9 protein-coding genes are annotated in these 13765 nt (G+C 73.2%); 5 read left to right on the top strand and 4 right to left on the bottom strand.

Going from position 1 to position 13765, the window contains the following annotated elements:
• Positions 1-154: 154 nt before the first annotated feature.
• The 3 genes from ABT093_RS10940 to ABT093_RS10930 all read right to left on the bottom strand — a co-directional run bounded on the left by ABT093_RS10940 (position 155) and on the right by ABT093_RS10930 (position 6149).
• On the bottom strand, positions 155-3910 hold the full coding sequence (locus tag ABT093_RS10940) for a multifunctional oxoglutarate decarboxylase/oxoglutarate dehydrogenase thiamine pyrophosphate-binding subunit/dihydrolipoyllysine-residue succinyltransferase subunit (protein ID WP_350562704.1): 3756 nt from the start codon (positions 3908-3910) through the stop codon (positions 155-157).
• A 287-nt stretch (positions 3911-4197) separates the two neighbouring features.
• Positions 4198-5328, bottom strand: a complete 1131-nt coding sequence (locus ABT093_RS10935; RefSeq protein ID WP_350562702.1) for a HAMP domain-containing sensor histidine kinase — start codon at positions 5326-5328, stop codon at positions 4198-4200.
• An 83-nt stretch (positions 5329-5411) separates the two neighbouring features.
• Positions 5412-6149, bottom strand: coding sequence for a response regulator transcription factor (locus ABT093_RS10930; RefSeq protein ID WP_344337269.1), 738 nt, complete (start codon positions 6147-6149; stop codon positions 5412-5414).
• Between the two features lie 549 nt (positions 6150-6698).
• Between ABT093_RS10930 and ABT093_RS10925 the strand changes: the two genes are divergently transcribed.
• From ABT093_RS10925 to ABT093_RS10910, 4 genes are all read left to right on the top strand, one after another.
• On the top strand, positions 6699-7523 hold the full coding sequence (locus ABT093_RS10925; protein WP_350562700.1) for a rhomboid-like protein: 825 nt from the start codon (positions 6699-6701) through the stop codon (positions 7521-7523).
• Between the two features lie 114 nt (positions 7524-7637).
• Positions 7638-10052 (top strand): endopeptidase La, encoded by a 2415-nt coding sequence (gene lon / locus ABT093_RS10920; protein WP_350562698.1) that lies wholly within the window; start codon positions 7638-7640, stop codon positions 10050-10052.
• A gap of 87 nt (positions 10053-10139) precedes the next feature.
• The gene (locus tag ABT093_RS10915) at positions 10140-10691 is read left to right on the top strand and encodes a GtrA family protein (protein WP_350562696.1); all 552 of its coding nucleotides are present in this window, start codon (positions 10140-10142) and stop codon (positions 10689-10691) included.
• Positions 10684-11904 carry an ROK family protein gene (locus ABT093_RS10910; protein WP_350562694.1) on the top strand — a complete coding sequence of 407 codons (1221 nt, stop codon included), beginning with the start codon at positions 10684-10686 and terminating at the stop codon, positions 11902-11904. Before ABT093_RS10915 ends, ABT093_RS10910 begins: the two co-directional genes overlap by 8 nt.
• A gap of 69 nt (positions 11905-11973) precedes the next feature.
• Here ABT093_RS10910 and ABT093_RS10905 read toward each other — a convergent pair whose 3' ends face one another.
• Positions 11974-13065, bottom strand: coding sequence for an ABC transporter permease (locus ABT093_RS10905; RefSeq protein WP_350562692.1), 1092 nt, complete (start codon positions 13063-13065; stop codon positions 11974-11976).
• A gap of 112 nt (positions 13066-13177) precedes the next feature.
• Here ABT093_RS10905 and ABT093_RS10900 point away from each other — a divergent pair, with 112 nt between their 5' ends.
• Positions 13178-13663, top strand: a complete 486-nt coding sequence (locus ABT093_RS10900) for a MarR family winged helix-turn-helix transcriptional regulator (protein ID WP_350562690.1) — start codon at positions 13178-13180, stop codon at positions 13661-13663.
• Positions 13664-13765 lie beyond the last annotated feature (102 nt).

Raw genomic sequence — 13765 nt, 5'->3', positions numbered from 1 at the left:
GTTGCAGAGCTGGGACCTTCGCACACGGCCCGCGCACCGGCGTGCCCGGTGCCGGAGACCGCCCCGGCCCCGGGAACGGCGGCGGCCCCCCGTTCCCCTGGAGTGCAGGGGGACGGGGGGCCGAGGTGCCGGGATCCGCGCGACCGACCGGGGGTCAGAGCGTGAAGATCTCCTCCAGCAGCTGCTGCTGCTCGGCGCCGTGCCGCTTGGCCGAGCCGACCGCGGGGGCCGAGGAGGCCGTGCGGGCGACGCGGCGCAGGCGCGAGCCGCCCGCGCTGCGGCCGATGACGACCTGCAGGTGGTCGACCAGGTTCATGGCGATGAACGGCCAGGCACCCTGGTTGGCCGGCTCCTCCTGCGCCCAGACGAACTGGACGTCGTCGCCGTAGCGGGCCAGCTCCTCCTGGAGCTCGGCCACCGGCAGCGGGTAGAGCCGCTCGACCCGGACGATCGCCGTGTCGGTGATCCCGCGCTCGGTGCGGGCCGCCTCGACGTCGTAGTAGAACTTGCCGGCGGTGATGACCACCTTGCGGACCTGCGCCGGGTCGACGGTGGAGTCGCCGATGACCGGGCGGAACGAGCCGGACAGGAACTCCTCGGTGGCGCTCGCCGCGGCCTTCAGGCGCAGCATCGACTTCGGGGTGAAGACGACCAGCGGCTTGTGGTGCGGGTTGTGCGCCTGCCAGCGGAGCAGGTGGAAGTAGTTCGACGGCAGGGTCGGCATGGCGACCGTCATGTTGTTCTGCGCGCACAGCTGGAGGAAGCGCTCCGGGCGGGCGGACGAGTGGTCCGGGCCCTGGCCCTCGTAGCCGTGCGGCAGCAGCAGGGTGACGCCCGAGTGCTGGCCCCACTTCTGCTCGGCGGAGGCGATGTACTCGTCCACCATGGTCTGCGCGCCGTTGACGAAGTCGCCGAACTGCGCCTCCCACATGACCAGCGCGTTCGGGCGGGTCAGCGAGTAGCCGTACTCGAAGCCCATCGCCGCGTACTCGGACAGCAGGCTGTCGTACACGGTGTAGCGGGCCTGGTCCTCGGTGAGGTACTGCAGCGGGGTGTAGTCCTCGCCGGTGGCCCGGTCGATCAGGACGGCGTGCCGCTGGCCGAAGGTGCCACGGCGGCTGTCCTGGCCGGCCAGGCGGACCGGGTGGCCCTCCATGAGCAGCGAGCCGATGGCGAGGGTCTCGCCCATCGCCCAGTCGATGGTGTTGTCCTCGACCGAGGAGGCGCGGCGCTGCAGCTGCGGCAGCAGGCGCGGGTGGACGGTCAGCCAGTCCGGCAGGTTGACCTGGGAGGCGGCGATCCGCTTGACCATCTCCTGGGAGATGCCGGTCCGGATGGTGACCGGGAAGTCGGCGACCGGCTTGCCGCCGGTCGCGGCGGCCGGCGCCTGGGCGGCGTCGCGGACCTCGGCGAAGACCTTCTCCAGCTGGCCCTGGAAGTCCTGGAGCGCCTGCTCCGCCTCTTCCATGGTGATGTCGCCGCGACCGATCAGGCCCTCGGTGTACAGCTTGCGCACCGAGCGCTTCTTGTCGATCAGGTCGTACATCAGCGGCTGGGTGAACGACGGGTTGTCGGCCTCGTTGTGACCGCGGCGGCGGTAGCAGATGAGGTCGATCACCACGTCCTTGTGGAACTCCTGGCGGAACTCGAAGGCGAGCCGCGCGACGCGGACCACGGCCTCCGGGTCGTCGCCGTTCACGTGGAAGATCGGGGCCTCGATCATGCGGGCCACGTCGGTGCAGTACATCGAGGAGCGGCTGGAGGCCGGGGCGGCGGTGAAGCCGACCTGGTTGTTCACCACGACGTGCACGGTGCCGCCGGTGCGGTAGCCGCGCAGCTGCGACATGTTCAGGGTCTCCGCGACGACGCCCTGGCCGGCGAAGGCCGCGTCGCCGTGGATCTGGATCGGCAGCACCGGGAAGGTGGTGCCGCCCTGGTCCAGGATGTCCTGCTTGGCGCGGGCGATGCCCTCGACGACCGGGTCCACGGCCTCCAGGTGGGAGGGGTTGGCGGCCAGCGAGACCTTGATGGTCTCGCCGTCCAGGCCGGTGAAGGTGCCCTCGGAGCCCAGGTGGTACTTCACGTCGCCGGAGCCGTGCATCGACTTCGGGTCGAGGTTGCCCTCGAACTCGCCGAAGATCTTGCCGTACGGCTTGCCGACGATGTTGGCCAGCACGTTGAGGCGCCCGCGGTGGGCCATGCCGATGACGGCCTCGTCGAGGCGGTGCTCGGCGGCGGCGTCGATGGTGGCGTCGAGCAGCGGGATGAGCGACTCGCCGCCCTCCAGCGAGAAGCGCTTCTGGCCGACGTACTTGGTCTGCAGGAAGGTCTCGAAGGCCTCGGCCGAGTTCAGCCGGCGCAGGATGCGCAGCTGCTCCTCGCGCTCCGGCTTGGTGTACGGCTTCTCCAGGCGGTCCTGCAGCCACTTGCGCTGCTTCGGGTCCTGGATGTGCATGTACTCGATGCCGACGGTGCGGCAGTAGGTGTTGCGCAGCAGGCCGAGGATGTCGCGCAGCTTCATCATCCGCTGGCCGCCGAAGCCGCCGACCGCGAACTCGCGCTCCAGGTCCCACAGGGTGAGGCCGTGGGTGGTGACGTCCAGGTCGGGGTGCTTGCGCTGCTTGTACTCCAGTGGGTCGGTGTCGGCCATGAGGTGGCCGCGGACCCGGTAGGAGTGGATCAGCTCCATGACGCGGGCGGTCTTGTTGACCTCGTCGTCGTGGGTGGTGGCCACGTCGGTGGCCCAGCGGACCGGCTCGTACGGGATCCGCAGCGACTCGAAGATCTCGTCGTAGAAGCCGTTCTGGCCGAGCAGCAGCTGGTGGATCGTGCGCAGGAACTCGCCGGACGCCGCGCCCTGGATGACGCGGTGGTCGTAGGTCGAGGTCAGCGTCATGATCTTGGAGACACCGAGGCGGGCCAGGGTCTCCGGGGCGGAGCCCTGGAACTCGGCCGGGTACTCCATGGCGCCGACGCCGACGATGGTGCCCTGGTTCTGCATGAGGCGCGGCACGGAGTGCACGGTGCCGATGCCGCCGGGGTTGGTCAGCGAGACCGTGACGCCGGTGAAGTCGTCCATGGTCAGCTTGTTGGCGCGGGCCCGGCGGACGATGTCCTCGTAGGCCTGCCAGAAGCCGAAGAAGTCGAGGGTCTCGGCCTTCTTGATGGCCGCGACGACGAGCTGGCGGTCGCCGTTCGGCTTGACCAGGTCGATGGCCAGGCCGAGGTTCACGTGCTCGGGCTTGACCAGGTAGGACTTGCCGTCCTCCACCTTGTAGCTGTGGTTCATGCCCGGGGAGGCCTTGACGGCCTGGACCAGGGCGTAGCCGATCAGGTGGGTGAAGGAGACCTTGCCGCCGCGGGCGCGCTGCAGGTGGTTGTTGATGACGATGCGGTTGTCGATCAACAGCTTGGCCGGGACGGCGCGCACCGAGGTCGCGGTCGGCACCTCCAGCGAGGCGTCCATGTTGGTCGCGACGGCCTTGGCCGGGCCGCGCAGCTGGACCAGCTCGGGGCCGGCGGCCGCGGGGGCGGGCGTCGGCGCCGGGGCGGCGGCCTTGGGGGCCGGCGGAGCGGCGGGGGCGGCGGCGAGCGGCGCGGGAGCCGGGGCCGCGGCCGGCTGCACCGGCGCGGGAGCGGCCGGAGCGGCGGGGGCCTGAACGGCCGGCGCGGCGGCGGGCGCGGGGGCGGCGGCGGGGGTCGGCGTAGCGCCGGCCTGGGTCGCGGCCTGGGTCACTGGGGTCACCTCGGTACCGGGCTTGTAGTCGGCGAAAAAGTCCCACCAGGCTCGGTCGACCGAGTTCGGGTCCTGGAGGTACTGCTGGTAGATCTCGTCGACGAGCCACTCATTGGGGCCGAAGCCAGTGGAACTTGCCGAGCTGTTGGGGTGTTCAGGGGACTGTGGCGACACGGCGGCAACCGCCCTCTTCCGCTTCCTTTTGGGATGTTTGGACAGCGGGGATTAAGGCTACGCCTCCGACCAGTGATCGCGCAGTCCCCGGGGGGCAGGCGTCGCCCAGATCACAGTCCTGACCTGCGGTTTGGCTGAAAATGTGCGTTAGAAAGCCGTGCCGGAGGGGAACCGACCGGTTCTGATCGCCCACCAAATACAGACAAAATAGGACAAAGGAGGGTTTGGGCCCCGGGGGCGGCTCTGTGTCGGATCTGTGACATTCGTCCGCTTCGCCCGGGGCCCGGTCAGCGCGGGCCGGGCAGCCGGACCTCGATCCGGCAGCCGCGGGCGGCCTCGGCGACCTCGATCCGCCCGCCGTGCAGGTCCACCGCCCAGCGGGCGATGGCCAGGCCCAGGCCGGTCCCGCCGTCCGCGCCCGGTCCGGCGGCGGTCGCGGTGCCGCTGCGGCCGAACCGTTCGAAGACCCTGGTCCGGTCCGCCGCGGGGATGCCGGGACCCTCGTCCTCGACCTCCAGCAGCAGCGCGCCCGGCCCCTCGCCGGGCCGGGCGCGCACCGTCACGGTGCCGCCGGGCGGGGAGTGCTTGCAGGCGTTGTCGACCAGGTTGGCGACCACCTGGTGGAGCCGTTCCGAGTCGGCGACGCCGGTCAGGCCCACCGGGCTCACCTCCAGCGCGAGCCGGACGTCGCCGCGCCGGGAGAACGCGCCGCCCGCCGTCGCGCCGTCCACGGTGACCCCGCGCAGCACGCCGTCCAGGAACTCGCGCACCTCGAAGGGGCGGGCGTCCAGGGCGACCACGCCGTCGTCGATCTTGGAGAGGTCGAGCAGGTGGGTGACCAGCCGGCCGAGCCGCTCGGTCTGCTCCAGCGCGGCACCCAGGGTCGCCGGGTTCGGCTGGACGACGCCGTCGACCACGTTCTCCAGCACGGCGCGCAGCGCGGCGATCGGCGTGCGCAGCTCGTGCGAGACGTTGGCGACCAGTTCGCGGCGGTGCCGGTCGGCGGCCTCCAGGTCGGCCGCCATCTGGTTGAAGGTGGCGGCCAGCTCGCCGATCTCGTCGCGCGAGTTCACCTCCACCCGGCGGCTGTAGTCGCCGGAGGCCATCGCGCGGGCGGCGGCGGTCATGTCGCGCAGCGGGGCGGTCAGCCCGTGCGCGAGGAACTGCATGAAGAGCAGCGAGGCGATCATCGAGAAGATCATGATGATCCGGATCTGGGTCTCGGACCGGATCGCCACGACCACCATGCCGGTGGCCAGGAAGACCGACACGATCACCAGGAGGGCGAGCTTGCCCTTGATCGAGCGGACCGGGTCGAGCGGCCGGATGTCGGCCCAGACCCGTTTCGCGGCGCGGGCGGCCAGGGTGGGCGGCCGGCTGCCGTCGAGGTCTCCGTTGCGTTGCTGTGGAAAGGTCATTGGTCCCCTGTGATCCCCCGCGTGGGTGCGCACGGCGGTCCGGGACACGGGCCCCCCGGCGGCCCGGTGTCCGGAGGCGAGCGCTACGAGAGCGGGGCCTCCAGTGCGTATCCGACGCCGTGCACGGTGCGGATCCAGCTGGCGCCGATCTTCCGGCGCAGCGCCTTGACGTGGCTGTCGACGGTGCGGGTGCCGGACGCGTCCGTCCAGTCCCAGACCTCGGCCAGCAGCTGCTCGCGGGTGAGCACGGCGCGCGGCTGGGCGGCCAGGCAGGCGAGCAGGTCGAACTCGGTCGGCGTCAGGTGGACGTCGCCCGAGGCCAGCCGGACCCGGCGCTGGACGTGGTCGATCTCCAGTTCGCCGAAGCGCAGGCTGCCGAGCGCGGGCGTGCGGGCGGCCTGCTGGGCGCGCTCGACGCGGCGCAGCAGCACGTTGACCCGGGCGGCCAGTTCGCGCATCGAGAAGGGCTTGGTCATGTAGTCGTCGGCGCCGACGCCGAGGCCGACCAGCAGGTCCGTCTCGTCGTCCCGCGCGGTGAGCATCAGGACCGGCACCGGGCGCTGGGCCTGGATCCGGCGGCACACCTCCAGGCCGTCGAAGCCGGGCAGCATGATGTCGAGGACGACGAGGTCGGGCTGCCAGGTGTGGAAGCCGTCGACGGCGCCCGGGCCGTCGTGGGCCACGGCGACCTTGAAGCCCTCCGCGCCCAGCCGGGCCGCGATGGACTCGGCGATCGTGGGCTCGTCCTCGACCACCAGCACTCTGCGCTGACTGCTCACCGTGCCGCCGGCGTTCTGGTTGTCCTGCTGAATTTCTGTCACGGTCACGCCACCGCCCCCAGGGCTGCGGGCCGGCCATCTGTGGGGATGGCGAAGGCTCCGCTCGTAGTCTTGTTCCGTCGTGGACTGTGCCGGGTCCGCCGTCCCGTCGCGTGCGAGGGATCGGCGAGGGCGCACGCGCCGCTCACTTCTCCCGCACACCTCGCAGCGTACGGACAGCGGGTGTTTCCCGGCAGGTGGACCGGGCATTTCCGGCCCGCGGGCCGGTTTGCCGGGCCGACTGTCGGGCCCACTCGGAAGTGGGCACGGGCCGATACCTTACCCGGCGTTTTTTCACTCCGTAACGGTACGTATGCACATCAGTTGACGCCAAGCCGCCGGTCAGCGGGGACGGGCCCCCGGGTGGGGGGAGATGGTCTGGACCAATGCGGCCGTCCGGCGGACCGGCCCCGTTCAGCGTTCTCCCAGCCCGCTCCCAGGCGCCGGCCGTACCGTGACCACGACAAATCGCGGGGGGTGGGATTTCCGGTACGCGCCGGTACGTTGGACACGCGCGGGGGCGACGGCTGCGGACGGTGGAGCGGAGGCGACGTGACGGAGCGACAGGTGCGCGCCGGGCGTGGCGTGCCGCCGTACGGGATGCTCCGGCACGGCCTGCGGGCCGGGGCGGTCGACTGGCTGCTGGCCCGGGTGCCGACCCCGCGGCGCAACCCCTTCGCGCTCGGCTACCTCGCCGTGGTCGGGGCCACCGCCACCTTCGCCCAGCTCGCCGACCCGGACCTGGTGCTCCGGCTCCAGGAGGCGTCCAGCTCGGACGGGCACAACCTCTTGCGGCACCCGCTGCGCGCCCTGCTGCTGAGCGGCTTCTGGGTGGCCGGCGCGGACTGGGTGCCCTACCTGTGGGCCTTCGCGCTCACCGTCGCGCCGCTGGAGCGCCGGGTCGGCCCGGGCCGGGCGGCCGCCGTCTTCGCCGCCGGGCACATCGGCGCCACCCTGCTCTCCCAGGGCGTGGTGATCGTCGCGGTGGAGAGCGGGCACCTGGAGCCGGCCGCGATGGACTACCTGGACATCGGCGTCAGCTACGGCGTGCTGGCCAGCCTCGGCGCGCTGGCCGGGCTGCTGCGCCCGGCGGGGCGGACGGTCGTGCTGGGGCTGGCCGTCGCGCTGATCGCCGAGCAGATCGCCGCCGACCGGGACCTGGTGACCGGGGTCGGCCACCCGGTGGCACTGCTGGCCGGAGTGGTGCTGTGGCGGTGGCTGCGCCGCTGGGACGGGTACCGGCCGCACCGCACCCGGCTCGGGACGGCCGGCGAGCGCCCCCGCCCGGCTTCCGCGCCCGCCTCCGCGCCCGCGCCCTCGCCGGGCCGGGCCGCGGTGCTGGACCGCTTCCGAGCCGTCCCGGGCCGCCGTTTTTGACGGTGCCACCAGGGCCGGTTTCGCGTTCGCTCATGGCGAACGAAGTGCGGGGAACAACCGGCGGGCGCCAGGCCTTAGTCAGGTCGACTCAAGTTCGCTGACTGGGGAGAGATCATGGCATCGACGTCCACACCGCTCACCCTGCCCGTGCTGCCGCTCGACGACGAGGTCGTCCTGCCGGGCATGGTCGTTCCGCTGGACCTGAAGGACACCGAGGTCCGCGCCGCCGTCGAGGCCGCGCGCGCCGCCGCCACCGGCAGCACCGGGAAGCCGCAGGTCCTGCTGGTCCCGCGGGTGGACGGCTCGTACGCGGCGGTCGGCACCCTCGCCACCGTCGAGCAGGTCGGCCGGCTGGCCGACGGCCCCAACGCGATCGGGCAGCCGGCCGCGCTGGTCCGCGCGGTGCGCCGGGTGCGGATCGGCGTCGGCACCACCGGACCGGGCGCCGCGCTCTGGGTGGAGACCACGCCGTTCCGGGAGTCCTCGGCCGGCACCCCGGTGGCCGGGCGCGCCGCCGAGCTGGTCAAGGAGTACAAGAGCCTGTCCACCCAGTGGCTGCGCAAGCGCGGCGCCTGGCAGGTCGTCGATCGGGTGGCCGCCATCGAGGGCGTCGGCGAGCTCGCCGACAACATCGGCTACGCGCCCTTCATCACCCCCGAGCAGAAGCTCAAGGTCCTGCTGGAGGCCGACCAGGTCGCGCGACTGGAGTACGCGCTCGGCCTGCTCCGCGACCACCTCGCCGAGGAGGAGGTCAACGACACCATCCGCAAGGACGTCGAGGAGGGCGTCGCCAAGCAGCAGAAGGAGTTCCTGCTCCGCCGCCAGCTGGAGGCCGTCCGCAAGGAGCTGGCCGAGCTGAACGGCGAGCCGGCCGACGAGGAGGAGGACTACCGCGCCCGGGTGGAGGCCGCCGACCTGCCCGAGAAGGTCCGCGAGGCCGCGCTCAAGGAGGTCGACAAGCTGGAGCGCTCCAGCGAGCAGTCGCCCGAGGGCTCGTGGATCCGCACCTGGCTGGACACCGTCCTGGAGCTGCCCTGGAACGAGCGCACCGAGGACTCCTACGACATCGCCGGCGCCCGCGCGGTGCTGGACGCCGACCACGCCGGCCTGGCCGACGTGAAGGAGCGCATCGTCGAGTACCTGGCCGTCCGCAAGCGCCGCTCCGACCAGGGGCTCGGGCTGGTCGGCGGCCGCCGCGGAGGCGCGGTGCTGGCCCTGGTCGGCCCGCCCGGCGTCGGCAAGACCTCGCTCGGCGAGTCGGTGGCCCGCGCCATGGGCCGCACGTTCGTCCGGGTCGCGCTCGGCGGCGTCCGGGACGAGGCGGAGATCCGCGGCCACCGGCGCACCTACGTCGGCGCGCTGCCCGGCCGCCTGGTCCGGGCGATCAAGGAGGCCGGCTCGATGAACCCGGTCGTCCTGCTCGACGAGATCGACAAGGTCGGCTCCGACTACCGGGGCGACCCGGCCGCCGCCCTGCTGGAGGTGCTCGACCCGGCGCAGAACCACACCTTCCGCGACCACTACCTGGAGGTCGAGCTGGACCTCTCCGACGTGGTCTTCCTCGCCACCGCCAACGTGCTGGAGGCCATCCCCGAGCCGCTGCTCGACCGGATGGAGCTGGTCCGCCTGGACGGCTACACCGAGGACGAGAAGGTCGTCATCGCCCGCGACCACCTGCTCCCGCGCCAGCTGGAGCGGGCCGGACTCAAGGACGAGGAGGTCGCGGTCGACGAGCCGGCGCTGCGCAGGCTCGCCGGCGAGTACACCCGCGAGGCCGGCGTGCGGAACCTGGAACGGGCCATCGCCCGGGTGCTGCGCAAGGTCGCCGCGCAGAACGAGCTGGGCGAGCGCGAGCTGCCCGCCGCGATCGGCGCCGACGACCTGCGCGCCCTGATCGGCAGGCCGCACCACGTCCCCGAGGCGGCCCAGGAGCCCGCCGAGCGGCGCACGGCGGTGCCCGGCGTGGCCACCGGCCTGGCGGTCACCGGGGCGGGCGGCGACGTCCTCTACATCGAGGCCTCGCTCGCCGACGCCGAGACCGGCGGCACCGGGCTGACCCTGACCGGCCAGCTGGGCGACGTCATGAAGGAGTCCGCGCACATCGCGCTCTCCTACCTGCGCTCGCGCGGCGCCGAGCTGGAGCTGCCGGTCACCTCGCTGCGCGACCGCGGCGTGCACCTGCACATCCCGGCCGGAGCCATCCCCAAGGACGGCCCGAGCGCCGGCATCACCATGACCACGGCGCTGGCCTCGCTGCTCTCCGGGCGCAAGGTGCGCCCGGACGTGGCGATGACCGGTGAGGTGTCGCTGACCGGGCGGGTGCTGCCGATCGGAGGGGTGAAGCAGAAGCTGCTCGCCGCCGACCGCGCCGGGATCACCACGGTGATCGTGCCCAAGCGGAACGAGGCCGACCTGGACGACGTGCCCGCCGAGGTGCTGGAGCGGCTGACCGTCCACCCGGTCGCGGACGTCCGGGAGGTGCTGGAGCTGGCCCTGGAGCCGGCCGCCGTGCTGGTGGCGGCGGCCTGACGGCCCCGGCCCGCCGCCCGCCGCGCCCGTCCCGTCCGGTGGTCCGCCGGACGGGACGGGCCGCGGTGCGCGTGCCAGACTGCGAGGGTGCCGTCCTTGACCCAGCGCGTGCTGGCCCGGGTGCCGGAGCGGGTGCGCCCCCTCCTGGTCCGGCACCGCAGGCTGGTGAAGTTCCTGCTGGTCGGCAGCGGCTGCTTCGCCCTGACGCTGCTGATCAACTACGCGCTGCGGCTCACCGTGCTGGAGCGCAAACCGGTGGTGGCGCTCACCGTGGCGACGGTGGTCGGCACCGCCGTCTCCTACCTGCTCAACCGGCGGTGGAGCTTCCGCTCCTCCTGGCGGCGGCGCGAACCGCTGCTGTTCCTGCTGGTGAGCGCCGTCGCCGTGGCCGTCAACGACCTGCCGCTGATCGTCTCGCGCTACCTGCTCGACCTGCGCGAGCCGAGGGTCGGCCCGCTCGCCCAGGAGGTCGCCGACTTCCTGAGCGGGATGGTGCTGGGCACCTTCGTGGCGATGCTGTTCCGCTTCTGGGCCATGCAGCGCTGGGTGTTCACCCGGGTGGAGCAGTCCGTGGCCGGGGTGGGGGAGGGCACGCGGCTGCGGGCGGCGGAAGCCGGGGCGGGTGAGGGCGATGCGTGAGGCGGAGGGCCCCCTGGTGGGCGGGCCGGCGAGCCAGCAGGGGATGCGCCGGGCCAACCTGGCGCTGGTGCTGCGGGTCATCGCCCGCACCCCGCGCTCGCGCGCCGAGGTGGCCGCCGAGACCGGGCTGACCAGGGCCGCCGTCTCCTCGCTCGCCGAGGAGCTGATCGCGGCCGGACTGGTGGTTGAGGAGGGCCCGGCCGCCCCCAGCGGCAAGGTCGGCCGGCCCGGCACGGCGCTCGGGCTCAACCGGGACGGCCCGGCCGGCCTCGGCGCCGAGATCGGGGTGGAGCACCTGGGCGCCTGCGTGGTCGACCTGCGCGGCGAGGTCCGCTCCTGGCGCCGCCAGGAGATCCGCAACCGGGGCCGGGAGCCCGCCGCCGTCATGGCCGACCTCGCCGAACTGCTCCGCCGGGCCGCCGCCGACGCCGGACTGCGCCCGGCCGGGCTGGCGCTGGCCGTGCCCGGACTGGTCGCGGCCGACGGCGCGCTGCTCCAGCGGGCCGCCAACCTGGGCTGGCGGGACGTCGGGGCCGCCGCCGAGATGCGGCTCGCGCTGCGCGCGGCCCACGCCTCGGACCTGGCCGCGCTGCCGGTGCGGGCCGACAACGAGGCCAACCTCGGCGGGCTCGCCGAGCTGTGGCTCGGCGACGGGCCGGAGCACTTCCTGCACGTCTCGGCCGAGGCCGGGATCGGCTCGGCGATCGTCGTCGACGGCCGGCTGCTGCGCGGCGCGCACGGCTACGCGGGCGAGCTGGGCCACGTCCCGGTGCACCCGGAGGGGCCGCGCTGCGCGTGCGGGGCGCACGGCTGCCTGGAGCAGTACGCGGGGGAGGCGGCGGTGCTGCGCGCCGCCGGGCTGGAGGGCGTGCGCGGCGACTGGGTGGCGCTGCTCGCCGAACGGGCCGAGGCGGGGGACCGGGAGGTGCTGAGGGCGCTGGACGGCGCCGGTACCGCGCTGGGCATCGCCGCGGCCGGCGCGGTCAACCTGCTGGACCCGGCCGAGGTGCTGCTGGGCGGCGGCTACGCCCAGCTGGCGCCCTGGCTGCTGCCCGCGATGCGGGCCGAGCTGGCCGCCCGGGTGACCGTCCGCCCCTGGTCGGGCGAGCGGCTGACGGTCTCCCGGCTGGGCCGCCGCGGCCCGCTGCTGGGGGCCGCGGTCGGCGTGGTCCGCTCGCTGCTCGCGGACCCGGGGCGGCTGGAGGCGGTCTGAGCCCCGCCTCCAGCCGCCCCGGGCTTCCCGAGGCCTCGGCTCTTCCGGCGCCCCGGCTCTTCCGGCGCCTCAGCTCTTGACCAGCTCGCGGGCCACGTGCGAGGGCCGGTTGAGGACGGCGGCGAAGGTGACGCCGACGCCGACCAGCGCCCAGACCAGCAGGACCAGCAGCGGCTGGGTCAGGTTGGTGCCGTCGAAGTAGGCGATCGAGCGGGCCGCGTCGGTGCCGGCGCCGTTCGGGAACCAGGCCCCGATCGCCCGCCAGAACGGCGGCATCATCGGCGGCGGGAAGACACCGCCGGCGCTCGGGTTGCCGAGCACCACGAAGATCAGCACCGCGATGCCGATGCCGATGATGTCGAACAGGCACTGCAGGGCCATGGTGAAGGCGCCGACCGCGAAGACCACCAGCGCGCCGAGGGCGGACATCGCCCAGAACGAGCCGGGCAGCGCGTCCAGGATCGTCTGCACGATGAGCGCGCCGCCGATGCCGGCCGCGACCGAGTACAGCGCCAGGGTGCCGAGCCGGATCAGCGCCCGGTTGGCGTTGGCCGGCTTGGCACCGGCGCTGACGCCGAGGATCGAGGCGACCAGGTAGCCGCCGACGCACCAGCCGATCACCAGGTAGAAGGAGGAGAGCCCGTTGGCGTCGCCCTGGGCGAGCGGCACCACGTCCTGGACCACGACGGTGCGGCCCTGGCTCTTCTCCAGTCCGGTGACGATGGTCTCGGCGGCCCGGGCGGCGGACGGCCCGCGCGCGTTGGCGACCAGCAACACGTCCTCGGTGGAGGCCGGGTTCACCACCAGCGCGGCGTAGATCTTCTGGTCCTTGATCTGCTCGGTGGCGCTCTCCGCGTCCGGCGCGGTGGAGGCCTTCACGGCCTCGTCCGGGATCGACTCCAGACCCTGGACCAGCTTGGGGGCGACCTGCGGCGGGGCGACCACCGCGATCGACAGCTCGTGCGGCTTCGGCTGGTGCAGCGCGCCCACGTAGGAGGTGACGAAGCCCAGCTGGAGGAGCAGCACGCCGATCACCAGCAACGCCGCACGCGGGGTGACCGCTCCCTTCAGTTCGGCCGCGAAGCCCTTCCTCGGCGCCGGCTCGGACGCGTGCTCCGGTGCCTCGGCGGGCTCTGGTTCCTGCTGCCCTGGGGCGGTCATGCACATCTCCTTGCGTATCGGGGGAAACCGGGTACTTAATAGCATGAACTAGTTTCGCGGAGGTTTCTCCCGCGCCGGGGGCGGTCCGAATGTGCTGCGGGATACTTGCGCGGTGAGTACGCCGAACGAAGGCCCCGGTCAGGGTCAGGACGAGGACCCGCTGCTGGCGGTGGAGCGCGAGGTGGGCGTGCTGTTCCGGCGCGGCCGGGCCCGGGTGGCCGAGCTGTCCCGGCGGGTCCACCCGCGACTGGAGGGCATGGCGTACAGCCTGCTGGGCTACGTCGAGCAGGCCGGGCCGGTGCGGGTGACCGACGTCGGCGTGCACTTCGCGGTCGGCAAGGCGACGATCAGCCGGCAGATCCGGGCGCTGGAGGAGCTGGGGCTGCTGGCCCGCGAGGTGGACCCGCTGGACCGCCGTTCCGCGCGCGTCTCGCTCACCGAGGACGGCCGGCGGCGCTACCTGGCCGCCCGGGCCGCCCGGATGGCCCGGATCCAGGAGCTGATGGGCGGCTGGCCGGAGGAGGACGTGGTCCGCTTCGCCGAGCTGCTGCACCGCTTCAACGACGTGGTCGGCGAGGCGGCCGCCCCCACCGGCTGAGCGGTGGGCGCACGGGCCCGGGCCGGGATCGGTCCGGGCTTTACTTGTTCTTGACGAATGTTGCCCAAGTCAACCATCCGCGCTTATGGTTGCTTCAGGCAA

Origin of the sequence: Kitasatospora sp. NPDC002551, from assembly GCF_040296005.1 — a bacterium.
Lineage (GTDB): Bacteria > Actinomycetota > Actinomycetes > Streptomycetales > Streptomycetaceae > Kitasatospora.
The sequence above is the reverse complement of the archived record's forward strand: the minus strand, read 5'-3'. Positions and strand labels throughout refer to the sequence as shown.

What these genes read in the sequence shown, in the direction of transcription:
- ABT093_RS10935 (WP_350562702.1), bottom strand. Translation starts at nt 5,328, where the DNA reads ATGACCTTTCCACAGCAACGCAACGGAGACCTCGACGGCAGCCGGCCG.
- lon (WP_350562698.1), top strand. Translation starts at nt 7,638, where the DNA reads ATGGCATCGACGTCCACACCGCTCACCCTGCCCGTGCTGCCGCTCGAC.
- ABT093_RS10910 (WP_350562694.1), top strand. Translation starts at nt 10,684, where the DNA reads ATGCGTGAGGCGGAGGGCCCCCTGGTGGGCGGGCCGGCGAGCCAGCAG.
- ABT093_RS10905 (WP_350562692.1), bottom strand. Translation starts at nt 13,065, where the DNA reads ATGACCGCCCCAGGGCAGCAGGAACCAGAGCCCGCCGAGGCACCGGAG.